General features: G+C 59.9%; 22 protein-coding genes and 4 pseudogenes. 3 read left to right on the top strand and 23 right to left on the bottom strand.

Features of this window, described 5'->3' with window-relative positions; all coding sequences use genetic code 11:
• Positions 1–291: 291 nt before the first annotated feature.
• The 4 genes and pseudogenes from VSR68_RS30155 to VSR68_RS30170 form a co-directional block, all read right to left on the bottom strand.
• On the bottom strand, positions 292–1935 hold the full coding sequence (locus VSR68_RS30155; protein WP_342943334.1) for an alkaline phosphatase family protein: 1644 nt from the start codon (positions 1933–1935) through the stop codon (positions 292–294).
• Between the two features lie 137 nt (positions 1936–2072).
• Positions 2073–2379: pseudogene (locus tag VSR68_RS30160) on the bottom strand (cysteine hydrolase); the annotation flags it as partial.
• Positions 2380–2778: 399 nt separating this feature from the next.
• The gene (locus VSR68_RS30165) at positions 2779–4560 is read right to left on the bottom strand and encodes a PHA/PHB synthase family protein (RefSeq protein WP_428983619.1); all 1782 of its coding nucleotides are present in this window, start codon (positions 4558–4560) and stop codon (positions 2779–2781) included.
• A 329-nt stretch (positions 4561–4889) separates the two neighbouring features.
• Positions 4890–5456, bottom strand: a pseudogene (locus tag VSR68_RS30170) (helix-turn-helix domain-containing protein); the annotation flags it as partial.
• Positions 5457–5940: 484 nt separating this feature from the next.
• Between VSR68_RS30170 and VSR68_RS30175 the strand changes: the two are divergent.
• On the top strand, positions 5941–6138 hold the full coding sequence (locus VSR68_RS30175) for a hypothetical protein (RefSeq protein WP_342943336.1): 198 nt from the start codon (positions 5941–5943) through the stop codon (positions 6136–6138).
• A 1083-nt stretch (positions 6139–7221) separates the two neighbouring features.
• On the opposite strand, the gene VSR68_RS42920 is transcribed toward VSR68_RS30175, so the two are convergent.
• Positions 7222–7728, bottom strand: a complete 507-nt coding sequence (locus tag VSR68_RS42920) for a DUF6130 family protein (protein ID WP_428983628.1) — start codon at positions 7726–7728, stop codon at positions 7222–7224.
• Between the two features lie 770 nt (positions 7729–8498).
• Here VSR68_RS42920 and VSR68_RS30180 point away from each other — a divergent pair.
• Positions 8499–8630: pseudogene (locus VSR68_RS30180) on the top strand (IS6 family transposase); the annotation flags it as partial.
• Positions 8631–8712: 82 nt separating this feature from the next.
• Here VSR68_RS30180 and VSR68_RS30185 read toward each other — a convergent pair.
• Both VSR68_RS30185 and VSR68_RS30190 read right to left on the bottom strand, forming a co-directional pair.
• The gene (locus VSR68_RS30185) at positions 8713–9456 is read right to left on the bottom strand and encodes a hypothetical protein (protein ID WP_342943337.1); all 744 of its coding nucleotides are present in this window, start codon (positions 9454–9456) and stop codon (positions 8713–8715) included.
• Between the two features lie 251 nt (positions 9457–9707).
• The gene (locus VSR68_RS30190) at positions 9708–11321 is read right to left on the bottom strand and encodes a hypothetical protein (RefSeq protein WP_342943338.1); all 1614 of its coding nucleotides are present in this window, start codon (positions 11319–11321) and stop codon (positions 9708–9710) included.
• Positions 11322–12260: 939 nt separating this feature from the next.
• Here VSR68_RS30190 and VSR68_RS30195 point away from each other — a divergent pair.
• Positions 12261–12377, top strand: a pseudogene (locus tag VSR68_RS30195) (NAD(P)-dependent oxidoreductase); the annotation flags it as partial.
• Positions 12378–12770: 393 nt separating this feature from the next.
• On the opposite strand, the gene VSR68_RS30200 reads toward VSR68_RS30195, so the two are convergent.
• The 16 genes from VSR68_RS30200 to VSR68_RS30270 all read right to left on the bottom strand — a co-directional run bounded on the left by VSR68_RS30200 (position 12771) and on the right by VSR68_RS30270 (position 25831).
• Positions 12771–13037 carry a hypothetical protein gene (locus VSR68_RS30200; RefSeq protein ID WP_342943339.1) on the bottom strand — a complete coding sequence of 89 codons (267 nt, stop codon included), beginning with the start codon at positions 13035–13037 and terminating at the stop codon, positions 12771–12773.
• A 234-nt stretch (positions 13038–13271) separates the two neighbouring features.
• Positions 13272–13538, bottom strand: a complete 267-nt coding sequence (locus VSR68_RS30205) for a hypothetical protein (RefSeq protein WP_342943340.1) — start codon at positions 13536–13538, stop codon at positions 13272–13274.
• A gap of 312 nt (positions 13539–13850) precedes the next feature.
• Complete coding sequence (locus VSR68_RS30210; protein WP_342943341.1) at positions 13851–15431, bottom strand: hybrid sensor histidine kinase/response regulator; 1581 nt, start codon at positions 15429–15431, stop codon at positions 13851–13853.
• Positions 15432–15605: 174 nt separating this feature from the next.
• Entirely contained in the window at positions 15606–15872 is a 267-nt protein-coding gene (locus VSR68_RS30215; protein ID WP_342943342.1) for a DUF2274 domain-containing protein, read from the bottom strand.
• An 8-nt stretch (positions 15873–15880) separates the two neighbouring features.
• Positions 15881–16363, bottom strand: a complete 483-nt coding sequence (locus VSR68_RS30220) for a hypothetical protein (RefSeq protein WP_342943343.1) — start codon at positions 16361–16363, stop codon at positions 15881–15883.
• A gap of 14 nt (positions 16364–16377) precedes the next feature.
• Positions 16378–17352 carry an ATPase, T2SS/T4P/T4SS family gene (locus VSR68_RS30225; RefSeq protein ID WP_342943344.1) on the bottom strand — a complete coding sequence of 325 codons (975 nt, stop codon included), beginning with the start codon at positions 17350–17352 and terminating at the stop codon, positions 16378–16380.
• Between the two features lie 38 nt (positions 17353–17390).
• Positions 17391–18539 (bottom strand): type IV secretion system protein VirB10, encoded by a 1149-nt coding sequence (gene virB10, locus VSR68_RS30230; protein ID WP_342943345.1) that lies wholly within the window; start codon positions 18537–18539, stop codon positions 17391–17393.
• The gene (locus VSR68_RS30235) at positions 18536–19429 is read right to left on the bottom strand and encodes a TrbG/VirB9 family P-type conjugative transfer protein (protein ID WP_342943346.1); all 894 of its coding nucleotides are present in this window, start codon (positions 19427–19429) and stop codon (positions 18536–18538) included. Before VSR68_RS30235 ends, virB10 begins: the two co-directional genes overlap by 4 nt.
• A gap of 2 nt (positions 19430–19431) precedes the next feature.
• On the bottom strand, positions 19432–20163 hold the full coding sequence (locus VSR68_RS30240) for a type IV secretion system protein (RefSeq protein ID WP_342943347.1): 732 nt from the start codon (positions 20161–20163) through the stop codon (positions 19432–19434).
• Positions 20160–20417, bottom strand: coding sequence for a hypothetical protein (locus VSR68_RS42925; RefSeq protein WP_428983620.1), 258 nt, complete (start codon positions 20415–20417; stop codon positions 20160–20162). Before VSR68_RS42925 ends, VSR68_RS30240 begins: the two co-directional genes overlap by 4 nt.
• On the bottom strand, positions 20374–21552 hold the full coding sequence (locus VSR68_RS30245; protein ID WP_342943348.1) for a type IV secretion system protein: 1179 nt from the start codon (positions 21550–21552) through the stop codon (positions 20374–20376). The genes VSR68_RS42925 and VSR68_RS30245 overlap by 44 nt, the downstream gene beginning before the upstream one ends.
• 32 nt (positions 21553–21584) lie before the next feature.
• Positions 21585–21824, bottom strand: coding sequence for an EexN family lipoprotein (locus VSR68_RS30250; RefSeq protein ID WP_342943349.1), 240 nt, complete (start codon positions 21822–21824; stop codon positions 21585–21587).
• A 10-nt stretch (positions 21825–21834) separates the two neighbouring features.
• On the bottom strand, positions 21835–22542 hold the full coding sequence (locus VSR68_RS30255) for a type IV secretion system protein (RefSeq protein ID WP_342943350.1): 708 nt from the start codon (positions 22540–22542) through the stop codon (positions 21835–21837).
• Positions 22543–22555: 13 nt separating this feature from the next.
• Positions 22556–25159: a conjugal transfer protein TraB gene (locus VSR68_RS30260; RefSeq protein WP_342943351.1), complete on the bottom strand. Its 2604-nt coding sequence runs from the start codon at positions 25157–25159 to the stop codon at positions 22556–22558.
• A 61-nt stretch (positions 25160–25220) separates the two neighbouring features.
• Positions 25221–25553 (bottom strand): VirB3 family type IV secretion system protein, encoded by a 333-nt coding sequence (locus tag VSR68_RS30265; RefSeq protein ID WP_342943352.1) that lies wholly within the window; start codon positions 25551–25553, stop codon positions 25221–25223.
• Positions 25553–25831, bottom strand: coding sequence for a TrbC/VirB2 family protein (locus VSR68_RS30270; RefSeq protein WP_342943353.1), 279 nt, complete (start codon positions 25829–25831; stop codon positions 25553–25555). The genes VSR68_RS30265 and VSR68_RS30270 overlap by 1 nt, the downstream gene beginning before the upstream one ends.
• Between the last annotated feature and the right edge of the window lie 3 nt (positions 25832–25834).

Consider the following 25834-nt stretch of genomic DNA (forward strand, 5'->3'; position numbering starts at 1 on the left):
TGCCGATGCCCGACACAATCGACTACCGCGTGTCCTTTGCAGGATGCTCGGGTGAGACGAAAGATCGATGAAGAGGTTCAGGCCAGTTGGTGCCTATGGAGGATTCTGACCTCGTCGTGTATGAACGGGCAGTGACTCTGCGATTGCATCAGTAGGGAAATCTTTGAATTCGCTTGGGCTCAACGAACATTCCCGTCGTGACGCCGGCTCTCCATGAATACGCCACGCCGACGGCCCGAAGCTACAAGTGACCGCCGGCGCTTTCATAGCCGTTACTCCGAAGCGTCGTTCCTATTGGACGAGTCCCGGAAGGACCTTAGTACCTTCACGCTGAACGGCCACCAGCTTGTCTGGGTCGAGGCCGAGCGCCTTCAAAATGGTCGGCGCCACTTGCATGTTGGTCACCGGCATATCGACGACCTTTTTCTCCAGCTTCGGATTGGAGACCACTAACAGCGTGTTCGTATCGTCAGCGGCGAGGCCGCCGTGCTCGGCCAGCTTTGCCGCGCTCTTGCTGTAAATCGTCCCCGGTATCGGCTGGATGATGAGATCGGGAACACGGCCCCCTATGGGATCGCCCCAGATCCCCTTCAAGGTTGCGCCGTCATAGAGGGTCTGGATGTGGGTGGAATTGGCGCCCGCCTGGTCCTTGCTGAGGATCGATGCTGCGTTTCCCGCATCGCTGTGGTTTGCGAGCCATATGAGCGACACGTCGTCGGCCGTTTCCTGGGCGACCGATATGCTGTTCCTGGCGAGCAGATCGGCGACGTCGGTCACGTCAGCTGTGGCATAGGCGTTCGTGGAGCCGTTCAGCATATGAAGCTTCTTGATGTCGATCGGCGACTGGCCGTGCTTGGCTCCGACGATGAACAGCGTCGACTGCAGGAGATGGCTCGCTTTGAGCGCCTCATACATCTGGCTCAGAGAGGCATCGACGAAGTCTAGCGATTGCGCCAACGGCTTTGTCGGGGTCGCGGCTGCGTCGACATAGCCACCACGGGTCGTGGAGCCGCTTTCCATGGCCACCGTGACCTTCTGTCCGACGCTGACAGCCTGAAAGTTCATGCCGAAGATTGTGGGTACACCGACCTGCTTCGTCCCGGTCTGATCCAGCCCATGGATCCAGTTCAGGACAACCTTGACCTTGAAGCCGTCGTAGGCCCGGGTATATATGGGATCGGCGGTCCAATCGGCGTCCGAGGGTGCGTTCGGAAAGCCATTTGCTTGCAGCGAGGTCGAGTTGATCTCGGGTGCGTAGAGTTCGTCCAGACCCGTCCCCGACGGCCCGTTGACGATCTCGTAGGCCGGGTGCTTATCCGACCACGCGGTGCGTAGGCCAGCCTGATGGATGATCTCGAAGATCGTGTTCGTTTTGTTCTTGAGATATAGATGCGGCCAGACCTTCTCGCAGCCGCTGGAGGTCTTTGCCAGCGGGAGCTTCTCGGGATTGATGTGCGGATTTCGCGGATCAAACGTCGCGCCGGCCGGTGCCGATCCGCCGTCCAGCTTGGTGAGATCCCAGTCGAGTGCTTCGAAGTTCGTCACTTCAGTGCCAGGCGTGCCGGTGCAATTACTGCCCGGCGGGAAGAGGGTCGCGTCGTAAGTATCGTCATAGAAAACGCCGTGGCTCAGAGGGCTCCCCCCCGTCGCAAAGGCCAGAAGCCCAGGATACGAGTCCGACGGCTTCGAGGTCGAAGCATGGGTGTACTCGACGCCATGTTGGACCAGCTTCGCGAAGGTGGAATTCGGGTGAGTCTTGATGTAGTTGACCAGATCGGCCTCATGCATCCCGTCCACGCTGATCAGCAAAACGTGCGTGTACTGCTGGTGGTGATTGCCATTCTCATCCTGCGCAGTTGCGGCCATGCTCGCGAACGCCAGCACGCTCGCGCTGAAGATTGCACCGACTCCAAACCACTTCCTCATTTTGTCCATTATTCGCCTCGTAAGTTGGTGGGCACGGCCGTGCCCTACGAGAGGTAAGTATTGAAATGAGAAAATCCCGTGAAGGGCTGCTTTCGTTTGTCTTCGTTTGGGGGCCAGGAGGCTCGAAGGGCGTGCGGTTGAGAGAATGTAAAAAATTGTATCGGCGAATCGCTTTTAAGACGTGACGAAACACGCCAGTTCGTGTACCCAACCGACGACAGGACCACGCTGGTCGACGAGATGCTCACCATGAGCAGCGTATCGATACCCTGCGCGGAAAACCCGCGCCTTCAGGTCGGTACTTAAGAACACTCTGGCACGATGCGCAATGATGATCGGCCCACAGGGCTGGCCGATTTCCGGCGCGATCTTGTCACCGACGAAAAGACCAACTCACTTGTCATAGAAGCCGTTCCTGTTCAGCGGACTGACTTCCAGATAGCCTGGGCTAAAGGTAAACGTGACCGTCGCAGGGAACCAGTGACCGTCCACCGCCGCCCATGACCTCCAAAAGCCCGCGATCGCGGGCGAATCGCCGCTTGCGACCCATGGCCTTCCCAGTTTCGAAATTCGGTTCATAGAACGCGCGGGAGGCAAACTTGGAGATTCTTCCGCGCGCCGCTGAAGCTGTGCTTCTCGGCGACGGACTCCGGGCGCGCGTTCATCATCGAACACGTTCATGCCCGACGGTATAGCCCGCCGTGAACAACACCGAACGAAGCCGGAACTGTTTCGAAGGCGTCGCCACCGCGCCGGAATATCGGCGCGCGCTCTCGCATCTAACGACAGCCGCACACGCACACATCAGCGCCGTATCAGGCTGGGGGCAAATCTTGAACCCTGGACTCCTGGTTAGGGTTCGAGTACATAAGTGCCCGGCGCGTCGCACAGCACCGATTCGACCGGCGCCGCACGAGGTGCGATCCGCTCGCTGGAATGTGTCACGAGCCAGTTTTGCCAGCGCGGCCACCACGAGCCCTCGCGCACGGGCGCTTGCGCGTGCCACTCGTCCGGGTCCAGATAGGGTGCATCCTTGTCGCGCGTGCTGAAGCGATAGCGACGCCCAGGGTGTCCGGGTTCGGAGACAATGCCCGCATTGTGCCCTCCCGAGGTGAGCAGGAAACTGATCTCCGCGTTGCTCATTAGATGTAGCTTATATACCGAGCGCCACGGTGACACATGGTCCCGTTCGGTGGCGACGACAAACGTCGGCAGCCGGATATCGGCGAGCGCCACTGCGCGGCCCTGCACGTGGTAGTGCCCCTCAGCCAGCGCATTGCGCAGGTACAGCTCTCGCAGCGTCTCACTGTGCATCCGGTATGGCAGGCGCGTCGTGTCCGCGTTCCACGCCATCAGATCTGTGGGCACGGTGTGTTTGCCGAGAAGATATTCCCGCATCATCCGCGACCAGATCAGGTCGCGCGAATGGAGCAACTGAAAGGCACGTGCCATTTGCGCACCGTCGAGATAGCCCTGATCCCACATGAGTGCGTCAATATCCGCAAGTTCATTCCATCCGACGTACAGGCCCAGTTCACCCGGCTCGCTGAAATCAGTCTGCGCTGCGAAAAGCGTCATCGTCCTGAGAGGCATCGCGCCGTCGCGTTCAAGCGCCGCTGCCGCAATGGCAAGCAGTGTCCCGCCCAGGCAATAGCCCGCTGCATGAACCGAGGCGGCTCCGCCTGGCTGGCACACCTGCGCGATTGCATCGAAGATGCCGCGCTCAAGATAATCATCCAGCCCGAGGTCGCGACCGTCCTCGCGAGGGTTTTTCCAGGAAATCATATAGACCGTGTGACCGCGTTCCACCAGATAGCGTACAAGCGAGTTATGCGGCGACAGGTCGAGAATGTAGTACTTCAGAATCCACGACGGTACGATGAGCAGCGGTTCTGGCCATACGGTTGCGGTTTGCGGTGCATACTGGATGAGTTCGATCAGTTCGTTGCGATACACCACCTTGCCGGGCGTGATCGCGACATGCTGTCCCACGCAGTGTGCAATGCACCGCCGCGGCGAGGTACGCGGGCTGTAACCGGCCAGCACTTCCTGCTGGTCGTCCAGCCAGCGACGCCCGCCCTCGATGAAATTGCGCCCGCCCGTCTCCATCGTCTCGCGGAGTACTTCCGGGTTGAGCCACCAGCAATTGCTGGGCGAAAGCATATCCGTCCATTGCCGCGCGGCGAAGCTGACCATGTGCTCATGGTGCGGCGTGACACCGTGCAGACCCGTGGTGGCGTTCTGCCAGAATGACTCCGTCTCGAAGAACGCATCGCGCCGCAGATTGAATGGCCAGCCTGCCCAGGCGGGATCAGCAAAACGCGGATCATCGGTGTGGTTTGGGTCCGCGGTACCGCCGACGGAATCAGATTTGAAGGAGGGCGTCAGTCGCAGGAACGTCTGTGCCCACTGATGCCAAAGCGTGTACTGTTTGCCAGGGGAGCGCGCCAGGTTGAGAGCCCAGTCCAGCCACGCCAGTTGGAGCGCCGGCGCCGGGACCCAGCCGACGGCGCGGTCGGAGACCGCATGAGCGTAGCGGTCGAGCAGCGCGGCGGCGGCATTGAGTGACACCTCAGCGCCTGATCCCTTGAAAGGACGATCGCACTCTTCGGACCGGCGCGCAGTCTGAGCCATCGCGTTCCTTTGGAGGTAAACCTTGCCGGAGTCATCAATTGGCCGTTCAGTCCGATGACTGACTCGGCCCAACATGTCCGCTTAGCATGCACCGCGCCTGCCCAAATCAAGGTTCAACGTCGCGAAGCTGTGCTTCCGGAATCGTCCCGGGGACGGAAACATACATCGAGCACTCACGTCAGTGTGTCGCCAGACGTTCATCAGGATACCTGATCCGAATGCTGTGAGGCTTGCGCAATGCATCTGCATGACCGGGCTTTGTTCGCCGAGCTTTCGATCCGGTCTCGACCCGCTGGCGCTGCACCTCTGCAAAAACGCGTTCCGATCTCGTCGTCGACGTCATCGCATTCCAAGCTGCCCGCCTCGCGATATTCAACGAGCCGGCTGTAGAGCGTCTTCAGGCTGACGCCGAGAAGCTCGGCGGCGCGCGTCTTCACGCCGCTGCACTGCTCGAGCGTGGCGAGAATCAGCTGACGGTCGGCTTCCGCCAGCGACGTGCCGAACGGAATCGTGATCGCGGTGCCCGCCGTCAGCTTCGACAGCGAGATCTGCAGCGGCACGGTGGCCGTGCCGTCCGAGTCCGGACTCGACATGATGTGCGCGCGGTGCACGTAATTCTTCAGCTCGCGCGCGTTGCCCGGCCACGGATACGACAGCAGCATCTCGCGCACGGCGGGCGGAAAGTGCTTCTTCGTGCCGCGCTGCTCGTTGAGATCGTCGAGGAACGATTGCGCGAGCAGTTCGACGTCCTTGCCGCGCTCGCGCAGCGGCGGCAGGCTGATCGGAAACACGTTGAGCCGGTGATACAGGTCGAGCCGCAGCTTGCCTTCCAGCACCGCCTGCTCGGGATCGCGATCGGTCGCGGCGATCAGGCGCACATCCGTTTCGATTTCCCTCCGCGCGCAACGGCAAGCTTGCAGCAATTCATCGCCTGCTTCCATCAAGGAAACTTCGACCATCTCAGAATCGGATTATCCATGAATTGTCCGGGAAACCTAATCATCGCCTGTCGGGACAATGAAAAGATAGCGGCTAAAAGTATTGGTATTTGAACCAACCGTGTCCGATTTTTTGTCCGAATCGACAGCAACGCCTTTTTGCAGCGGCTGTTTAGTGTGGCTGTTTTCGCAACATGGCATGACACAAGCCATTGAAAAGCCCAAACAGCAGCCATCAGCGGGCACAGACTGAGAATACGTTTCAGACGCACGTGCAAGGCGGTGCAACTATGTCCGACAAAAGATGTGCAGCGGCCCTAATCATTTCGTCTGGCATTGGGTTCAATTCTGACTTACCATCCAAACTTGGCTGCGAAAAATCGAATTTTAGCAGTTAGTGCGTCCAGACAATGCTAATCCAGATAAATGGAGAGAGGCATACATGCTGAGCCCTCACGAATTTGCCACCTTGATGCTGGTCAAGGCCGCGCCTGACCAGATTGACCTGAACCGCGAAGAACTTGACACCCTGCTGGAGCAACAGTTGGTCGCGCTGGAACAACTCGCGTCCGGACGTCAGCGTCCGCGCCTGACCCGCGACGGCGATTCAGTGCTTCAGGCGGTTGCACGAAAACGCTAGATCGCAGCCGTCCGCGAGTCCTCCGTAATCACACTCGTCAAAGACGTGATGTCGCGCATCTCGGCTGTGGGGTGACGATCGACTTTCAAGGACATATCGGACTTGGAATTCAACTGTCCGCGCCCGAGTGCTGATGCGCGCGAAAGCAGTCGGTCACAAAGCTTTTGGCCCGTCGCTGACGCTCGGCTGTGGCGACTCCCGCCAGTGACCGACTATGTGCAGCGACCACGGAATTGCAGTCCTGCGCTACAGGTCAGCGGCAGACAGCGGTATGCGTCCACCCATGCCGTGGACTGCTTTCGCCTCCGCAGCCTTCAACAGTCGGCGCTTGCCAAGCTCAAACGCCAGCATAAGTTGCCTTGGGGTGCGATTCGCAGCGCCGAGTTTGTCGCAAACGACTTCACAAGGTAACGCAAAGGCGCAGTATCCCCAACCGAAGCCGTAGACCGAAAACAAGACAGTAGAGTCGCTGCAAATCATGGGCGCAGTCAAATTCGTACCGGGTTGGTCCATTGCTTTTCGCGTTCCTGTTCGATGGCAGTGTTCCTGGATTCTTGCACGGAGACCTTACAAAAGTCCACGCGCCGGCTGTGAGTGCAAAATGAAATGCTTTGCACCCTTGTCCATCGAAGATCAGGGTTGGCGTTAACGCTCGTAATACCGGTTGCATGAGGCAGACGACGGCCACAAAGCAACACTCGCGTCGGCGCTGCTCGCGCCATCCAGATGACGGTTCAGCAGCGCAGTAGAACGGTCATGGACGGACGCGGGTCGCGACTGGGACGATGGCAGCGCCAGTAGTCGCATGGATCCATCTTTGTGCTGTAGTAGTTTTTAATGCAGTACGGTGCATGTCTCAGGAACGGCCTGACCTCCGAATTATGGCAACGTCGAAAGGCTCTTAAGTCTAAGTCGGGGGATTCGCCAAGTGCTGTCCGTCGCGTAACGCCGCGCTAGGGTATCCTCCTGCGCCATCCGATAAATCGGATCGACGCCGATGTCCGACAGCGAGCCAGATCGAAAACACAGGGTGCGTCGGACTTCATTCCCGGCGGACTAGCGGAGAGGCTCTTGTTATCACCTTCAGTGTGAGTGAGATGCTGCCTCTGGGACCGTGAACGTCACCGTCTTCCTGCACTCCGTGCACCCAGCGAATAGGTGGTGTTGAGCGTCGACCAACTCGACAAGCATCTTGTGCTGACCGGGTGGCAGGCCAGCCACGCTGATTGTATTGACGTCGTTCGCTTCTACCCAGCCCCAAGGCAGGTCGTCAACGTGTACGTGCAGATGCCCGATCCGTGGAGATACGTTGAGCGCGGCTGCCCCGAACACCGGCACGATATGCACGTTCTCCACCCGATATTGGATCCAGACGATGCCGTGGGCCAGTCCTGCGGGAAGCGGCGTGGGGTCTACAATCAGTTTGGGTGGGGGCTCGATATCGATGGCGGCGTACGGTGAGGCGACGCGGACTTCCCGGGTGCCTGGGCGAAGGAATTTGTGGCCAGCACGATACCGGCTGCGACTGCAGCAAGCGTCTTGATAAGCATGGTCATTGGCGTTCTCACTATTTGATGTCCAAGGGAAAATTTTCGGCTAACTCACATCCCCCGACAATCGGGGTAGCAGTTGCCGTGCTGATGGCCAACCCACGCCACCACAGGGTGGTAACCGCGCGTCAGACAACGCCGTACGCCGCAAGCATGCACGCAATCCGGACGTCAAATGGCCCAGCACGAAGAACACGCCCAACCATAGTGCGGCAGCAAATTTTCCAGGCAAGCCCAGTATTTGCGGCGGCGCTGTCCTACTCGTGATGGGCGTATTTGAGCGGATGAGCGTATCCCGCGCGTGTCCGAAAGTCGGTTGTGTGTAAGCGTGCGTATCGCTTTCCGTCCGTAGATTATGTTGGGATCCAAAAGGACAGCGTGGGACAGGAGGGAAGTCCGAAAATCAGGTGATGCTCGAAGTGACGCTCAGGCCGCCGATCATGGATAAGACCATGATGGTCCTCGACGACGCGGACAGAGTATTGAGGGGAATGACGAGGGGGGTAGCGCGATGATCTCGCGAGATCTCAGCCGTTAGTGCTGCGTGACGCGGCTTCTACTTTCTGCTGCGATCTTTTACATCAGCTAGAAAGATCTCCGCTCATTGCGCGACCGTGAATGAACCGATGGTGGAGCGGCTACAGCGACAGGCTGACGTGGCGCACACCAGATCTACCCGTGAGCGATGGTCGGTTAAGGCTCTGACAACGGCCCTGAGGGACGACTCGAGCGCCAGCTAAGGGTCGAGCTACAGTTCGTTGCCCCACTGGCCGTCACAGTGTTCAGTAGCATACCTAATTAGCGTGGGTTCAGTTGAATCTGCGCGTCGTTGGAGAGTTGCTGTTCAAGCGCGGCGTCGTGGTCAGTTATGAAACGATCCGGCGCTGGTGCGATCAGTTTGGCACAGGCTTCGCCCGTTGCATCAAGGATGCTCGCTGTAAGGCTTTCTGAGCAGATGTGCTTCCTCTACTGCGTTGCCAGCACCTCAACGTGACAACGCCCGGGCCGGGTTATGCTCTCGCGGCTACTGAGAGGGCGCGCGGCACTCGTTCAACTTCGGCACGTTTCCGTTGAGCTGCAGGGCCAGGAATCTGGCCGTTCCTGTCGGGGCGCCGACCTTGACCGTCGAGCCCGTGCTGGTGTTGGCGGTCTGGCTGTTGCAGTAGCGGAAATACGAATCGGCGCAGGGATAGGGACCGGCGATCTGGTAGCCGACTGGTGATCCCTGAGCCTGGGTTATCGGACACGCGCAGATGATGTCCGTGCTTCCGAGCTGCCTGTCGAACCCGGGGAACGAGCTGCCGCTGCTGCTGCTGAAGCAAATGCCGCCGTCGCATTGCGCGTAGCCGCCGGTGGACCCCGCTGGACAGGTATAGAGCGCACGATGGCCGTTCGGCGCAACCACGGACTCCGGCAAGCTGAATGTGCTCACCATGTACCCGTTGTCGACGCCGTTGGCATTTATCGAGCAGACGTCCTCGCCGTCGATCCGCAGCGGCAAACTGATGCTGTCCCCCTCTTTGACGTCGCATTTGCAGTAGGCCACCTGGTTTATCACCGTACAGCTGGCCGTCGCGCAGAGCGCGTACGTCTGCCCCTTGCAGATCTTGAATAATCCAGCGGGAGGCGCACCGGCAGGAATCCCTGGCGCAGGGGCGCTCGCGGAAGGCGAGGGTGCGACGGCGTTCCCCACACAGCCGGTCAACGCGTCGAGCATTCCGACCAGCATTATCGCCAGGAGGAAAAAATTCGCGAGCCGGGGCGTCATGATTCGCTCCTGCTATCTGAAGCAGTGGTGCGGAGAAGTATGCGCTGATTGTCCGTCTCGCGTCGACCAGGGTACCCGTGCCGCGTGAGCAGCATCCCAGGGTGCCAGGATCAGAGTGGGAGGGCGCTTGTTTCATGCCCATCCGGAGGAGCGGCAGAGATTTCCGGGGTCGCTTCGGGCACGAACTCGGCCGACCGCATCCGGGCCGCCGTCGCGTCAAGCCAGGACCGTCATGCGACCCATGCCGGCTTTTAGTGCGTCGGCGTGAACGATACGCCGCGCAGCACTTCCGCAAACCCTGCGCTACGCACCGTGACGAACTGTTCCTGGGCGCCTGGAGCGGTCGTGTTCTTCAGCAAATCGCGGATCGCCACCAGCTTGTTCGGGTCCGCACCCTGGTCGCCGCTGCCGCTGACGGTCGACGTGATCGCCCACAACATCACGGTGCCGTCGCTCTCGACCTGGCCCGTCAGGTTACGCAGGCCGTCGGTTGCCGGTGCCCACGGCAGACCGGTTGCCATGTTCGTCCCAGTCGGATAGCCGTTCACCGTGTACGGCTGGCCGAGGTTCAGGCCGTTCTGCAACGTGTACGCCAGCGCCCAGGCCTGCGTCGTCGCGTTGTACACCCACTTCTGCAGACCGGCGAGCGTCTGCGTCGCCGCATGCGTGTACAGGGTCGAACCGCCCGCACCGTCGCCTTCGTCTGCCACGTACAACGTATTCGCATCCGCGAACCACAGACCGAACGGGAAGTGTGTCGGATTCGTCGTCTTGTTCGACGTAGTCGGGAAGCCGCGGAGCACACACATGTTGCTCGGCAGGCCGTTGGCCTGCAGCGTGGCGGCGCTGTACGTGAGCGGTTGGGTCGGCAGCGTCGCATTCGGCGCCGGCACGCCCACGCCATTCGGGCATGCGGTACCCGTCGTATCGAGGAAGTACACGGTGTTCACGCCGTTGCCGCCGCTGCCCTTCGTGTAGTAAAGCACGTTGTTGAAGATCGTCAGGCCGCGGAAGTTGTCGTCCTTGCCGATCTTGTCGGCCTTCGCGCCGAGTTCGGTAACGGAAAAGCTGCCGATGGGCGTCGGTGTGCCGGGCGTTTGCTGCGCTTCGTGCTGGCTCGATCCGTCCATCACCTGCGCGCCGGCGCCGAGCACAATGCCGTTCGGCTGCGGGTTCCCGCCGTTGCCTGCGTTGCCGGACGTGTAGATGATGTTCTGGCCGTTGCTGTTGTTGAGGATCGCGGCACGGCCGTTGTTACCGCTGTACGCGTTGGTTTCCGTGAACTTGAACTGGCCGTTCTCATCGACACGCGCCACTGCGCGATAGACGTTCTCGCCGACCGGGTTGGTCGGATCGACCGCGCCCGGCGTGTTCGAGTTGGACACATCGATCGTGTTGACCGGAGCGACGTAGCCCATGAATGTCAGGTACTTGCCGTCCGTCGACCGGTTCAGCGCCATTTCCGACTTGGACGAGAAGCTCGTCACCATCTGGTCGCCACCCTGGCCCGGATTCATGCTGTTCGGCACCTCAAGCGTGTTGACGGGTTGGCCATCCGGCGTGATCTGGTCAAGGAACGCTCGTGCAGTGATGCCGAAGCTCGAGTCATAGAGCGCGTTGTTAAACACGTACGGAAAGGTACCGTCGTTCGTCGCTCCGGTCGCTGCCGCGCAGCCGCCTTGCGTGCTCGCGCAATTCGGCGGCAGCACCGTGCCCGGTTGAACGTTGCTCGACTTATTGTCGTACACGCCGCGGCTGACGACCAGATTGCCGGGCTGGAACTGGCTCGCATGGGCCGCTTGTGCAGCCACGCCAGCGGCAATCAGGGTGAGGGCAATCGCGGGCCGCAGGATAAATGTTTGCATGTACAGACTCCGAATATTGTGAAGAAACCGGTTGGATTCTATGGCTCTCTGTATGGCACAACGTGGGGACGGCTGCTGCGACTTTAGCGGTGCTGAATGAAAGAATGATTGCCGCAACCTTGCAGACGTAAAGGATCTGGCGCTAACCTGGTGGCTGAATCTTCAACCAGACCGACAGTCAGTGCACACCGATCTGGATTTGACGGCGGCCCTTCAGCTCGAGTGGTCCGGGGGAACGAGCAATGGAGCGATGGAGCGATGGAGCGAGTTACGGAATTTAATCGGCGCCTGCCCCGAGCGCGAGGCGGCTCCATTCAGGGTTGTATGCCGGTCAGGGAGCAAATGACCGTTGTGCAGCCTGCACCTGCCGATCGGGCCGACTTGCGGCCATCGTCCCTTGAGGGTCGCGAAGCGAAATCCATCCCCCACGAATCTACGAAGCGCCCATTGCTTTTTTTGGGTCTTCTGCGTGGTAGGGCGCAGGAGGTACGACGGGCCGCTGGTTGAGCGCGGAGCACGCTTCAGATCGCGCCCATTGCAATCAATTGCGACAGCGTGGGCGCGGTTGGTGTTGACGCGGGAAACAAAAAAGGAAAAGAACCCGCCGCACAACGTCCATCAGCGGGTCCGCGTAAACACGCTTCCGGGGAATCAGGCCCGGCAACGATATGTTAGGAAGAAAGTGACTCAAAAACTAGACAAATACCCAGGGATTTCCCGCCATGCTGGACGCCTTTTGGGCGGGGTCGTTGCGTACACGGTTGTGCGCGCTGCCTGACTTTTACAGTTCATCCGTTCTTTTCAAAAAGCAGGTTGCCGTAGCAGTCGCGAGTAGCTTTCCATTGGAAGATTTCAACGTGCCCTCCGAGGTCGCGATGTTTGGCGAGGACCGAGCGAGCCCCGGCCACCAGATCCTGATCAAGCGGCACGGGACGCAACCTTCTCGTGGACGAGCAGGGCGAGAACTGGGTCTCCTTCGAGGACTACGCAGTTGCTCTGGTCAATGAACTGAAAACGCCGGCACACGAGCGCGCGCGCTTCACGGTTGGCGAATAGGGAGTACGCATTTCGGGTGTCGTGTTCGACACCCGATGCATTGCCATGCCGGCGACCCGACGCCGTTCAACTTCAATTTCGGCGCGTGCTGACGAGCCGCGATTTGCTTGCGACCTCGAGATATCCCGGTCGCACTGACGAGAGCGTTGCTCCGACTATTGCCAGCAGGTTCGCGGATGTGTCCGGTGATGCTTGGTAACCGGGTGCCGCGGACCGCAAATGTGGCTCCGGGCGGACCTTCGCAAAAACAAGGTGCGTGTGCACCTTGGGTCGGGTACTGACGCTTTGATTGGCATTTCAGAGGCGACCGACCCCTGGCAGCACTCAACAAGATAGCGAGGTATAGCCGATCGCGCGATGTGCTTCCGCAAGCGAGCGCTGAATCGTCCTGCGCTACAGGTCAGTGGCAGACAGCGGTATACGTCCACCCATGCCGTGGACGGCTTTCGCCTGCGCAGCCTCCAGTAGTCGGCGCTTGCCAAGCTCGAAGGCCAGCATCAATTGCCTTGGGGTGCGATTCGCAGCGCCGAGTTTTTCGCAAACGACCTCACAAGGTAGCGAAAAAGCGCAGTATCCCCAACCGAAGCCGTAGACCGAAAACAGGACTGTAGAGTCGCCGCAAAGGATGGGCGCTGTCATATTCGTGCTGGTTTGGTCCATTTCTCGTCTTCGCGTTCGGCTTCCGATGACTGTGTTCCTGGATTCTTGCACGGGGACCTTACAAAAGTCCACGTGACGGTGGCGAGCGAAAAACGAAATACATGTTTGCTGGAGAGCTGGAAAAGCAGCCGGTGCGCGAGAAATTCGACTTTCGCTCACCGGGCATCAGCGCATCAGTGCAATTCAGGACGAGTACCGGGAGCAGCCAACCTCACGATGAGTGCGATCGCCGGGTCAGCTAGCCCACCACGCACCGAAGTACAGGTCAACGAGGCGAGGCGCATGCTGTTCGAGCAATGTCCGTGTCTCTTCATCCGACAATGGCGCGCACTGCAGGACCGTCTCCCCGTCGTGATCGATCACGAGCCTGAAAAACGACCCTTCCAGGGTTTGGTAAATGGCCCAGTAGGCAAAGCTTTCTTTCGGGCCATCGACGAAAACCACCTTTGAGCCGTTGACCCTCGCCTTATATGTTCCGTCAATAATGCGTTCCCACTCCATTGTTTTGTCTCCTCGAATGTCGGCGTCAGTTGACGCTGAGACAGCGTAAGCGCGTAGCAGGGGTAGTCAACAGCGCCTACACCACAAAGCCAGCACGAAAACCTGGTTATCGTTGCGGCGCCGCGGCGCCCGGGGCGGTCGCTTCGCCAGACGGCACCCGCAGTTCGCCACAGGCTTCGAGAAGTTCTTTAAACGATGCGCGGGTCGACTCGTCGTCTACCAGCAATACCATCTTTATTGTTTTCAACCTGTCTTCGCCGAGCCGCTATCAGCAAGGAACGAGCCGCGGGTCAGCGCTGCCGGCATGACGTCTCACCCGCGAAGAAGCTTCGTAACGACTTCGAGAAGGTGCGCGGGATCGACTGGCTTGCCAAGATAGTCATCGAACCCGGCATCCCGTGCTTTTTGTTGATCCTCGGTCTTTACATGCCCGCTGAGCGCGACTGCGGGGGTTCGGATGCCGTCCTGTCGCAAGCCTCTTATCAGGTCATATCCGCTTTCGCCTGGCATGGTCAGATCCGATACGATCACATCGGGTGGATCTCGCATGATCGTCTTACGGGCCTCTTTCGCTGACCTTGCAGTCTGCACTCTGGCGCTCTCGAGCTGGAGCGTAATTGCGAGCGCTTCCAGCGTGTCATCATCGTCTTCAACCAGCAGAACCGTTTTCCCCGTGATCGTCGGTCCGCTCAGCACCTCTTCCTGCGAGAAAGAGGCTGCCGACGCACGCTGCCCAATGGTTGGCAAAATGACCGTGAAAGTGGCGCCTTGTCCCACTCCGCCGCTCTGGGCCGTTATGTCGCCGCCGTGCATGACGACAATGCTGCGCGCGATGGCAAGGCCCAGACCCAGCCCGGCGTGCTCTCGTGTGACGGGGCTTTCCACCTGAACGAAAGGCTCGAAGATTTCATCCAGCCGGTCGGCAGGAATACCCGCACCGGTGTCCGCGATGCTGATGCGGACGGTGTTGCCGGCGACGACGAGCGAAGGCAGGATTTTTCCGCCCTGCGCCGTATGTTTCAAGGCGTTGTTGAGCAGGTTCCCGAAGACCTGCCGAAGCCGTGCCCCGTCACCCAATACGTCAGGTTCTTCCGCAACGAGGTCCGCGACGAAGATGCCCTTTCTATCAGCAATCGGCCGGATATCCTGAAGAGCCGCGTTGAGGCAGTCGGCAAGTGCAACGGGGACGCGCTCGACGGTGAACTTGCCGGTGCTGATCCGGCTGGCATCAAGCAGATCGTCAACCAGCCGGGTCTGCGCCAGGACGTTGCGACGGATCACGGAAATGCCGTTCTGAACAAACCCGGAGTCGTCCGAGGCCTGCGCCAGAAGATCGGCCCACGCCAGGATGGCCGTCAGGGGTGTTCTCAGTTCGTGGGAGACGGCCGCGATGAAGGCGTCCTTCGTTTCGTTCGCCGATTGGGCAGCGAACCGCAGCAAACGCTCACTCTCGATCAATGCATTCCGATCGGCTTCCAGCCGCTTCTGCGTGGAGATGTCGATCGTGATGCCATCAAACCTGACGGCATGCCCTGTGTCATCAAAAGAAGTGCTTCCTTTCGCCCGAAGCCACCGGACGTCGCCTTGCGGCGAAACGGTTCGATACTCGACGTCATAGGGTGTACCGCTGGTGATCGATGATTCAACGGCAGCACGGGTTCTCTCCCGATCCTGGGGATGAATCGCACGGTAGAACGTTTCGACGTCAATCTCGTCATCCGGTGTATCCGGATCGAGCCAGAAATGCGTTTTACAGCGCGCATTCCAGTAGACCCTGCCGAGCGGCAAAGGGCAGTAGAAGGTGCCAATTTCGGCCGCCTCGGCGGCCCGGCGGAGCCGATCCAGTATCGCTTCAGCAGATTCAAGTCCGGGGCGCAATCGGTAGTCAGTCATTCTCGTTCGCTCCTGCTTCGCGATCGGTAATTCGCGACCGGCCTGTTGGCCCTGATCGCTGCGGATGATGGCTACCTACAAGCATATGCAACAGCGCGTGAAGGAAACATATCGTGACGTTGCCCAAACGTTCGGATCGCGTATGTGCCCGTGCCGACCGGCTACCTTACGGACTCAGCCCTGCGAGCCTCCATTTGTCGTTTTCCACGAATGGAACGCCTTGTCACGCTTCATGTGCTGGATAAGCACTTGCTCGACGATGAAATCGAGTGACACTTCGGCATCGTTCATTTGCTGATACGCGCGCTGATAGGCCAGCAGGTCGGCGTGCACCTCCTGCGACAGGTTGACTGGCAGCCTGGTCTTTTCCGGCTCTCGCTTGACGACCGGCAACAGCAGACGTGCGGAAGATTTGCGGGTAGGTTTTTGCGTCATGGTCATGTCAGTCCTCAGAGTTCGCGACGGATCGCCTTGATGACATTTAGCGGCCAGAGCCACACGAAATAAAGCCGCACGTTGAGGCGGCTGTTCCAGTCGAGTCCGGCGAAGCGTTCGGCGGGCACCACACTGGCAACCGAACAGGCGACAAGGCCTGTCGCGACATACGCGCCGAAGCAGAGCACGGAATTCACCATGAACTCCGGGCCGATTTTCGGGGCTACATAAGCGGCGAAACACATGAAACCCATCAGCACAGCAATGTTGGTTGACCGTACGAGAAGCGCTTTCTGTGGCGTCATGTTGAGATTGACCTGAAAGTCATGCTCCTCTTTCTGTGCGCGGCTGACGCGTTCGATATGATCGAGGATCGGTTCACCCTGACGCCGGCCCCACAGATACGGCGCGATCTTGCGGAAGGCAATGGTCGCCACGATACAGGCGGCAATCAGCCAGACCAGGTTCATAAACAGTACGTAAAAGGTCATCTGCATGGGTGGTTCCTCTATCAACTGGCAGCGTTCTGCTTCTTGAAAAGCGGGTCGTACAGCAATTCCACAATGTCCCAGTCCTTCATGTAGATAATCAGGTCAAGCGTAGCGTGGATCGTACGCAGGATCATGTCGTAGTCGAGCATGCGCCCGACCTCGGAAGACTTCACAAGGTCCGCGATTCGGCCCGGCGTCTCGGCCGCGCTGTTGGAGTGGGTCGAGAAGATGCCGCCGGGATGGCCGGTGTTCGCGCTCTTGATGTAGTCCCAGGCCGCGTCGTCGCGCAGCTCGGTCAGGAAAATACGATCGGGCGACAGGCGCATGGTGGTTTTCAGGCACTCCCGTGCCGACAGACGCCCTTCCTGTTCCCCGTACACGAGGTAGCCGATCTCGTCGTGATCGTCGGACCCGACCTCGTGCGTGTCCTCCAGTATCAGCACCCGTTCATCGCGCGGAACGTATTTCAGGAGCGTGCGCGTGAACGTCGATTTGCCTGAGCCGGTCGCCCCGGCGACGGCAACGTTGAACCTGCCGGCAATGGCCTTTTTGAGAAAGCGCACATGGTCGCCACTGTCGCGCAGGGCAACCATTTCCTCTTCGAACGGTGTGAGCTTCATCGAGTCCGCAAACGTGCGGATCTGCAGCTTCCTGAAGCGCCCTTCCGCATCAAGCTCTTCGAGCGACTTGTCGACGGCCAGGTGCTTGCGGATCGCGATCAGCACCGTCCCTTCGAGAACAGCTGGCGGCCAGCAGATGACGCCGCGCGAGCCGTCCGGCAACAACACGTCGTTGACGGGCCGGCGCGGCAGGCCATTGGCATTCAGCAGCGTATTCGTGAGCTTTTCGAGATACGACCGGGTAAGAAATGGCGCATCGAGCAGGACGCGCCCCTTCGTGGTCGCACACACGAGCTGGCCGAAGCGGTTCACGCGCAGCTCGTAGATGTCCGGATCGCTCAGATATTCGTTGAGCGGCCCCAGCGTCGACAGCAACGAACGGTTGTCGAAATACCTGATATTTGCGGGAGCGTTCATCGTTGCGGCTCGTCCATGGTGAGCGTGTACACGTCACTGAAATCAAGATCACGGCGAACGTAGATCATCACGCGGTCGCCCTGCTGGTCGTACAGCGTCGGCGGTATGTCGATCGTCGCGCGCAGCGCCTCGGCCGCGAGCTGGTTACCGGTGTTCGATGTGTTATCAAGATTGATATTCGTGTTGCCGCCGCTGGAATTGCGGTTGGCCGCGAGCTGCACGAGAGCCTGTCCCACGTCAGAAAACACCGAAATGAACATGGCGCCGCCGAACCGGGTCCAGAAATGGGTGTCGACCTGGCCCAGGATACCGGAACTGCCAAGCGCGTTTGTGCCTGGGCTGTCGATGTTGACGAGGGTGTTATCCGGATTGCGCACGCGCGTCCACAGCACGAATACGCGGTTCTGGCCCATCTTGATGCCGCTGGAAATCTCGCCGTCGACGTGCGCGCCCTTGTCGACCAGCTTCACCTTGCCATCAGCCGAATAGACGTCGTGGCTGACCTGGCACGACACCATGCCGGGCTGCGTGGTGTCCAGCTCGGTCTTGGTGCCGCACGGGATCATGACGCCGCTCGGCACCGTGAGGCTCGGGTGCGCGAGCATGGTTGCCTTGACGGCTTGCGGCCGTGCGGCCGTGGTGGCCCGGTCGAGCGTGTCACTGCTCTGGCTCGCGCGGTGGACCGGCGAGCCACCCGGCGAGGTCGACGCAGTTGTGCCGGCGTCGGTTTGTGCGCCGGCACCCTGCGCGTTGCCTGCGCCGCCCGGGCTTCGCCCCAGACGGCGCAGGTTCGCGAGTTCCTCGGGTGAGGCCTGTCGCTGGCCATGTGGAGCAGCGTTCGTGCTGATGGCGGGCGCACTGGCTGGCTCCGGGGCACTGGCCGGCAGGGCACTCGCCGGCGTCTCGGTGAAATGACGCTGGGGTAGCGCACCGGCGAACGTCTCGTCGCGCTTCGAGCTCGCCGGGTCCGCGTCGGGCGCTTTCGGGTGCAGCGCGTGCCACGCGAGAAAACCGGTCAGCGCGAGTCCCAGCACGACCATCAGCAGAAGAAAGGCGGCGAGCCCTGGAACAGTCCTCCTGGGACCCGCCACGAACGGCTGCCGGCCGTCCGGTACGGATTCGGGCGTGTCGTGACGGTCGGTCATGGGTTATCTCCATTGTTCTGCCTGAGAGTCCGCCGAACGTTGGGCGAAACCGTGCCGCCAGGATTCGCGCCGAGCGCGGGATTGAAGTTCTGGTTGAGGACACCGATTACCTTGCCCCCTGAGCGGATACGCCATTCCCTGGCGACCAGCTCGGCGACGATGATGTTGTGGTTCGGCCCTTCGATATGGACGTTAGGTACGGTTTCCTTGCCGCTCGCGCTGATATAGGTGAGGGTCGGCAACTCGGCGTTCGGCAGGAACTTGAAGGACGTGAAGCGGTAGTTGTCCCACACGTTGACGGGCGCGATATCATTCATCGCCGGATCGTAGGACCGCTGGTAGCTCATGTTCACCAGGCCCTGATCGGAAGCCGTCGCGAGTGCATCCTTCACGCGCTGCGCGTTGGTCTTCGCGAGCGCCACGCGGCGATCGTCATCCGGATAGGTGTAGTTCAATGCGATCGTTGCCGAACGCATGGCCCACGGCGTCCTGATGAAGCTCTCGGCGGTGTTGCCGGCACTGCCATCGTCGGCTTTTTTCGAGCCAATGAAGTGCAGTAGCAGGTGATACACGCGGCGATCGGTAACCAGCACCAGGTTCGTGTCGCTGTTCGCCTGCGTGGGCTGCACGAAGATGTGATTGCCGTTCTGTGAGAGTGCCCACGCAGCCTGGTCACCAAAGGCGTGCGTAACGTACCGCTCGCCAGGCGCGACAGTAATCGTCAGCGCGAGCCCGATCACGCAGTTGACTTCGACGGTATCGATCGGGTTGTAGGTGACCGACTTGATGCGATGATCGTACGGAGAATCTTTCTTCGGGCCGACGGCCCATGCGTGCTGCACGCCCGTGAACGCGAGCGCGGCGAGCAACGGGATCATTGCAAGGCGCATGCTCAATTCTCCGTAGCCTCGGCGTTCGGCCTGAACGCCAGCACCTGCAATCCGAACGGATTGATGAATCGCTGCTTCGCGGTCATGGGCCTGGTCGCGTACCTGTACGCAACCGTCGCGATCCAGTATTTCGTCGGCTCGTCGCCCGGACGGGCACGATACTTCCTGGTCGTCGAGTAACGCACCGTCGCGATGCCATGGTCGCGATCCAGGATGACAGACGAAACGTTCACCCGGGTCATTTCGGTGTCACCAAGCTTCTTGTCCGGGGCGTCCGCGCCGTTCCAGAGCTTCTGGTACCTGTCGGCAACCTCGCCGGTTGCCGTGAGGCTGATGAAGTCGTAGTCGGCCTGCGCCGAGTAGAACTCATAGCCTTCGTGGTGGATGACAAACTGGGCGATCCAGTAGCTATCGACAACCTCGCCGTACGACGTGGTTTCACCTGGCATCAGTGATACCTGCTGGACCGCGCCTGTTTTCGGGTCCATGACCAGCATGTGCTCCGGTATCGGCTGGCTGTAACGCCAGATGACGAAGCCTGCGAGGGCAAGCGAGAGGAACCCGAAGCCGATGGCTGAAACGCTGACCTGCCATGCGCGCCTGCGCGAGGTCAGGACTTCATCGAGCAGATCGACTTCGAGCCCCTGACGCTCCTCCTTGTACTTCTCAATGTCGCTTGCGGTGATCGGCGTCGCGCCCGCCTTTCCCAAGTTTCCAGGAGCCAGATTCATCATCGTGCGGTTCCTCCTGCATTTTTCGACGTGAGCGGCTGCGGCGTGACACGGCCCTGCAGCTCTTCGGGAATGGTCCTGTTGACGGGCACGAGCCGGGTCATGTCTGGCTCGGGCGGCGGTGTAACGTGGGCGCACCCAGCCAGTGAGGCCAACGCAAACAGACCGAAAGCGATGTGGCGAAAGTTCATGGCTTCCTCCCCAGAGATTGCTTTACGAGCGGCTCTGCGAGCCTTGGGAGCCGCGCGCCGAAGCATTGTTTGCGCCGCCGCTGTTGCTCGATGCCGTCGAGCTGCCACCGCTGTTTGATGATGACGATGAGCTGCCGCCGCCTGGCGATGAGCCGCCACCATAGGACCCTCGGCCCTGGGAACCTCGGGCGTAGGTGTATCCGCCGCCGTCGCTGGAACTTCCGGAAGATCCGCTGGCGGAACCCGACGGCCCCGAACCGCTGCCGCTCCGGGCGCCGCCGCCTGATCCGCCGCTCCCTCCGCCACTAACCTTGCCGCCCCCGTTGCCGGTCGGGGAGAGACGCGGCTGGGAAAGGTGCTGGGCGAGTTTTGTGCTGACGCCGTTCGTCCATCGTGCGGCAAGGTCAGGCAGGGACTTTAGGAGCATAACGGCCATGACAGTTATGATGCCGGCGGTGACGATTGCGCCGATTACAGCCTGATCTGGATTTGGCTTCGCTGCGGCGGAAACGGCCAAATCATAAAAATGAACAAACACTCCGAAGCTCATCGCCGTCATCGCAATGAGAAGGATGTAATTGAAAACCGAGCCGAGCCAGTTCCCGAAGAAGCTCACCAATGGCGGCGACAGCAAGAACAAGATAAAGATCGGCCCGAAACAGAGCGTCACAGCAAGAAGAAACTTCGCAAGTAGGATAGAGATAGCGCCAACGCCGCAAATCAACAACGTTGACATGACGAGAACAAGTGCAAGGATAAAAAAACCGATTCCCGTACTGCTCATGATGCTTGAGTTGGCGAACATGGTTCTCATGACGGTCAAACTATGATCGATGGCGCCGTCGATCATGCTCGCGATGGCGCTATCGTTTCCGCCTGTACTGCCCTGCAGCAGGAGGACGGACGCTAATTCATTCGGGAGGCTAATGGCGGCGTTGGCCAGCTTCGTTTCATACAAGCCGCCGGCACCCGCGATGGCTACGATGGCAAAATACTTGACGAACTTCTCTACGAGCTGCGACAAAGGCTCGCCACTAGGTCGCAAAAGCGTAGCGAGGCCGTCGATGGTGAGCTGGATCGTGAGGCCAAGCGCCGCAATCGGCGCGGCCCATCCAATGATTCGACTTACATTCTCAGCAACGATTTGCGTCGTTACTTGATCCATGTAGTTGAATATTTGCGTTACGCCATCGTAGGCCATGGCCCTTCTCCCAAGTATTGCTACGCTTGCGCTTACTGCCCCTTTGCTGCTTTTAACGCCCCTTCCTTGCCGTAAAAAACCACGAGGCCGTTCGCATCTTTCGCATTAATGCAATCTGATCCTTGGCGTAGGTATTGAGCAGGGTCGTTTTCGCATTCCTTGAATCTCGCCGCTCTTTCTGCGTCGTGTTCAACGTACCAATCTCTCGTGTGATATTCCTTTCCGCAGGCGGCGAGGAAAAACACTGCGGTGATGCACAGGTATTTCTTCATGGTCGGCTCCTTAGTTACCGCTCAGATTGGGTGCTTGGTTCGATTCACTTGGGTCGCCGATGAGGTATCGCTTTTGCGCAATCTCTCTTTGCTGTTCGAGTAGCTGTTGTTGGGCCCGCTGTCCCATCGCCATGAGCTGAAGCTTGGCCTGCTCGCCATGAATGGCACCCTGTGCGGTCTGGATGCGTGCCTGCAGGTCCTCGATCTGCTTTTGCGTCGTGGCCTGCCCGATCCGCTGCGTGAGCGTCTGCATGTCGTTCAGTTCACGCATCTGGTTGTCATAGGCCCGCTCCGTCATCGCCCGGTCGTATGCCCCCTTCGCGTGGAGCTGCTGGTCGATGAAAGTTAGTGCATCGCCACGACCCATGCCTCGAATCTGGCTGTCGAACTGGGAGAGGATGGACGAAGCGGAACCAGAGACGCTGGAGGTACTGTTCATCGCGTCGGAATAGACCTGACTCCAGTTCTGCGGCAGGTTGCCGCGAAGGCTCGAAATACTCGTTGGCAACATGCTGCTGTAGCCCCCGACCGACCCGGTAATCGCTTCGTACTGCTGTCGCGCCTGGTCAAGCTGTGCCTTCAGTTGCGCGATCTGCTGCATCGCCTGTGTCACAACGGTAAGGTCGCAGGTCGGGCATGCGGTGATGATCTGCGCGTGCGCGCCGGTGCACGATGCGGCCAGCGCGAGCGCAATGGTGGTGTGTTTCCAGCGGTTCACGGCGTCTCTCCTGTTAACGGCCCGATTTCTTGCCAACGACGGCGGCGTAGTAACGCGGCAACCACACGTCCGGATCGTCAGTGCCAAGGTCGCGAATGAGCCTTTCCAGACGATCCGAGTTGTCCGGCGTGCCGGACAGGATGCTGAGCTCTTCGTCCATGCCATCAAGCTTCATCAAGGCGAGCCCCGCCTGACCGCTCTGCTTGATAAGGAACTGCCGGCTGTGCTCCGGAATGGACTGGACCGCATCGTATTCAGCTGGCGCGAGCTTCAGTCCTTTTGAGCCGGTGTAATCCTCCGGGTCCGCCTCACGGTTTTCGAGCAGCAGCAATGTCACCATCTGCTGGATTACGGTCTTGCCGATGCTGCTCGAAATGGCGTCGTTCGGCTCCTGAGTCGAGAACACGTAAATGCAGTCTTTCTTCCGGTCGTTCTTGATGCCCCGTTTGATTTCGCGGACCATGATCGGGTCATCCAGGTACTGCGCAAACTCATCGAAGACCTGGATGAATCGGCGCTTGCCGTCGATCGTTGCTCGCACGCGGAAGTTGAGATACATCAGCATCGGCGTGCGGGTGACTGGCGCGACTTCTTCCTTCCCGACAAGGAATTCCGTCAGGTCGAACGCGTTGATATCGCGCGTGCTGAAGTCCAGCGTGTCCGCGTCGTTGTCGAAGAGCCAGCCGTAATCGCCGTTGCGTGTCCACGGCCTGAGCATGGCCGCCAGTGTCATGCGCTGGCCCGGACCGCGATAGGGATCGGGCAAATGCTCCACCACGGCGGTGATGGACCGGTCGGCAAACGGAATCAGTGTCTGTTCGCCCTGGTGAGCCTCCGGGTCATCGACGGGCGGCCCCATGACGGCATCGATGGCCGCCGACAGGTCATCTATCTCGTGTTGCTCAAGCGGCTCGCCGTTCAGGGTGGTTTCGGCAAGCACACGCAACAGGCGCTTCACGAACTTGATGTAGATGCGCGTGGGTTCGAGCTGGAGCGGTTGCCATCCGGTCGGCACACCGTCCTTGAGCACGGTGTAACGCCCCCTGAGTGCCTTGACAAGCGGATACATGCCACGGTCGCGGTCGTAGATCGCCATGCGGGGATTCAGCGAAAGCTCTGTCGCGAGCGTCAGCAGGACGTTCAGGAGCGTCGTCTTGCCCGAGCCGATGCGCCCGAAGATACCCGTCACACCGGCCGGCCGCTTGCCGAACGAACACTCGTTCCCGGGCGTCGAGTGGAAACTGAAAAATATCTCGGTGCCCGTGACAGCGCGAAACAGTGCAATCGCCCTGCCCCACGGGTTGTCCGTGGCCTTGCCCGAAAGGAAGTTGTGAAACGACGAGAAGCAGAAGAAATTCCAGCTATTGATGGGCACCGGCCGCGGCACGAATGCCGAATTGCCAGGCAGGCGGGTGTAATACGCCGCCTCCGATGCCATGCCAACCGCGCCCGCTACAACACCGCACTGGTTGAGCATGACCTTGGCCTGGCGTGCGAGCGTCTGTGCCTTTTCGGCCGTGTCGCCGACAACGTGCAGGATTCCATAGTGAAAGCCCATCACGCACCGCCCCGAAACGAGGTCGTCGCGCGCATCCGTAATCTGACTGATCTGCGAATGGCCTGGATCGCCCGTTTCGATCAGCGACAGTTGCTGGTTGCGTAAAAAGATGCGGCCCGCCGTCTTTGACATGCAGAAAAACACCTGCGTGAAAACGAACTCAAACGGGGCTTCCATCAGCAGATTAAGCTGGCCCGGCTCCGTCTCCTCCTCGTACTCGCGGATTTCGACGGCGGCCGTGAACAGGTTGCGGTCGATGGTACGGATCTGGATCACATCGCCGAACAGCGAACTGACGGGGCGGTTCGCCATCAGGTAATCGCGGATGCGGCCCCGGCACACAGGCACTGGCGACCATTCGCCGTTCGCGAGGAACCCCAGCCACTCCAGCGCGCGCGAGAACACATGGCGCTGCGCCGGCGGTACCGTGTGAGGGGTCGCGCCGTCATCGTCCGCAGGCAGGTCTGCGAGAAGGTCGCCTTCGATATCGTCGTCCAGCTCATCGGCGGCATCGGTGGTGTCCTCCTGTTCCTCGATGAGATTGCCTTGCTTGTCCCGGTAGTAGAGGCCGAGCGGTTCAACGCCGTACGAACGCATCGCGCCCGTGAGCTGCGTGGCGATATCTTCGAGCGCCGCGATGGCCTGCTTTTGGCGCTCGTGCAGCTGCTCGCGCGAAGGCCGGTCGAAGCGGGCGAGAAATTTTTGTGTCAAGTCACCGACCGGGTTGTAGACGACCGTCAGATACAGGTCATTCGTCATTAGCGGCCTCTGTTCGAAGCCCTTCTGAAGTTTCTGGTCCAGTTCGCGTGCGAAGCGCGTCCTGAAGTTTCCGGCCGGATAGCTGTCGGTTTCGTGATGATGCAGATGGGTCCAGAACTTCACGTGTTCGTTACCGATCTGCTTGGCCACGTGGTTCAGGTCCAGCACCCATGACCTGAGCGTTTCATCGTGGGCACTCTGGTGCGTGCGACCGGGAACGCGGAAGACGATCAGATATTCGCCGCTGATCGTGCTGATGATGGTATGGGTGACATGCTGCGAATAGGGTATGTTCTTCACGAAGGAAGGTTCCTTCGTGAAAGTCTTGGTTTTGCTGATATTCCGGATAGCGACCGCCATGCTATTCCTCGCCTCGAATGTCGTTAATCGACGGTGCGGCGTAATCGACGGGCGAATAACTGGACCCGCCCCACTGCCGCGTAAAGGCGGATTCGTACATGTTGCGGACCTTCGTTTTCAGCCACAGACCGATGATGCGGAACATGCGGTCGTCGTATTTCGTGATGCTCCACTCGATGAGCCAGAGGCCACCGAACACGATCAGCGCCCAGAGGTGGATCACCATGAACAGGGACGCCGAAAACATGAAGGTCAGGACGAACACGTTGCGAGGGATCAGCAGCCACGTCGCTACGCGCGTCGCACCCTTGAAGAGCGGAAATTTCCTGGCCATCAGACGAGGCCGAAGAAACCCACTATCGCCGACGCGGAGCCGATGATGATGAGGCCGAGAACCGGGTTGACGATCTGATGGAACTTGATCAGGTGGAAGAAGATGCCAGCGCCGATCGCAACGATACCCAGAATGCACGCGGCAGGAATCCAGAGCATCACCCACGAGTGCATCGAGTTCAGTGAAGACGCACCGGTGTCAACGGCAAAGGCCTGACCCGCTGCAACCAGTGCGAGGGTGCCAGCGACGATTTGTGCAACTTGAATGCGCTTTTTCATCTC

Origin of the sequence: Paraburkholderia phymatum, assembly GCF_038900715.1 — a bacterium.
In the GTDB taxonomy this organism is placed as follows: domain Bacteria; phylum Pseudomonadota; class Gammaproteobacteria; order Burkholderiales; family Burkholderiaceae; genus Paraburkholderia; species Paraburkholderia phymatum_A.

What these genes read in the sequence shown, in the direction of transcription:
- VSR68_RS30155 (WP_342943334.1), bottom strand. Translation starts at nt 1,935, where the DNA reads ATGGACAAAATGAGGAAGTGGTTTGGAGTCGGTGCAATCTTCAGCGCG.
- VSR68_RS30165 (WP_428983619.1), bottom strand. Translation starts at nt 4,560, where the DNA reads ATGGCTCAGACTGCGCGCCGGTCCGAAGAGTGCGATCGTCCTTTCAAG.
- VSR68_RS30175 (WP_342943336.1), top strand. Translation starts at nt 5,941, where the DNA reads ATGCTGAGCCCTCACGAATTTGCCACCTTGATGCTGGTCAAGGCCGCG.
- VSR68_RS30185 (WP_342943337.1), bottom strand. Translation starts at nt 9,456, where the DNA reads ATGACGCCCCGGCTCGCGAATTTTTTCCTCCTGGCGATAATGCTGGTC.
- VSR68_RS30190 (WP_342943338.1), bottom strand. Translation starts at nt 11,321, where the DNA reads ATGCAAACATTTATCCTGCGGCCCGCGATTGCCCTCACCCTGATTGCC.
- VSR68_RS30200 (WP_342943339.1), bottom strand. Translation starts at nt 13,037, where the DNA reads ATGGACCAAACCAGCACGAATATGACAGCGCCCATCCTTTGCGGCGAC.
- VSR68_RS30205 (WP_342943340.1), bottom strand. Translation starts at nt 13,538, where the DNA reads ATGGAGTGGGAACGCATTATTGACGGAACATATAAGGCGAGGGTCAAC.
- VSR68_RS30210 (WP_342943341.1), bottom strand. Translation starts at nt 15,431, where the DNA reads ATGACTGACTACCGATTGCGCCCCGGACTTGAATCTGCTGAAGCGATA.
- VSR68_RS30215 (WP_342943342.1), bottom strand. Translation starts at nt 15,872, where the DNA reads ATGACCATGACGCAAAAACCTACCCGCAAATCTTCCGCACGTCTGCTG.
- VSR68_RS30220 (WP_342943343.1), bottom strand. Translation starts at nt 16,363, where the DNA reads ATGCAGATGACCTTTTACGTACTGTTTATGAACCTGGTCTGGCTGATT.
- virB10 (WP_342943345.1), bottom strand. Translation starts at nt 18,539, where the DNA reads ATGACCGACCGTCACGACACGCCCGAATCCGTACCGGACGGCCGGCAG.
- VSR68_RS30235 (WP_342943346.1), bottom strand. Translation starts at nt 19,429, where the DNA reads ATGCGCCTTGCAATGATCCCGTTGCTCGCCGCGCTCGCGTTCACGGGC.
- VSR68_RS30240 (WP_342943347.1), bottom strand. Translation starts at nt 20,163, where the DNA reads ATGATGAATCTGGCTCCTGGAAACTTGGGAAAGGCGGGCGCGACGCCG.
- VSR68_RS42925 (WP_428983620.1), bottom strand. Translation starts at nt 20,417, where the DNA reads ATGCTTCGGCGCGCGGCTCCCAAGGCTCGCAGAGCCGCTCGTAAAGCA.
- VSR68_RS30245 (WP_342943348.1), bottom strand. Translation starts at nt 21,552, where the DNA reads ATGGCCTACGATGGCGTAACGCAAATATTCAACTACATGGATCAAGTA.
- VSR68_RS30250 (WP_342943349.1), bottom strand. Translation starts at nt 21,824, where the DNA reads ATGAAGAAATACCTGTGCATCACCGCAGTGTTTTTCCTCGCCGCCTGC.
- VSR68_RS30265 (WP_342943352.1), bottom strand. Translation starts at nt 25,553, where the DNA reads ATGGCCAGGAAATTTCCGCTCTTCAAGGGTGCGACGCGCGTAGCGACG.
- VSR68_RS30270 (WP_342943353.1), bottom strand. Translation starts at nt 25,831, where the DNA reads ATGAAAAAGCGCATTCAAGTTGCACAAATCGTCGCTGGCACCCTCGCA.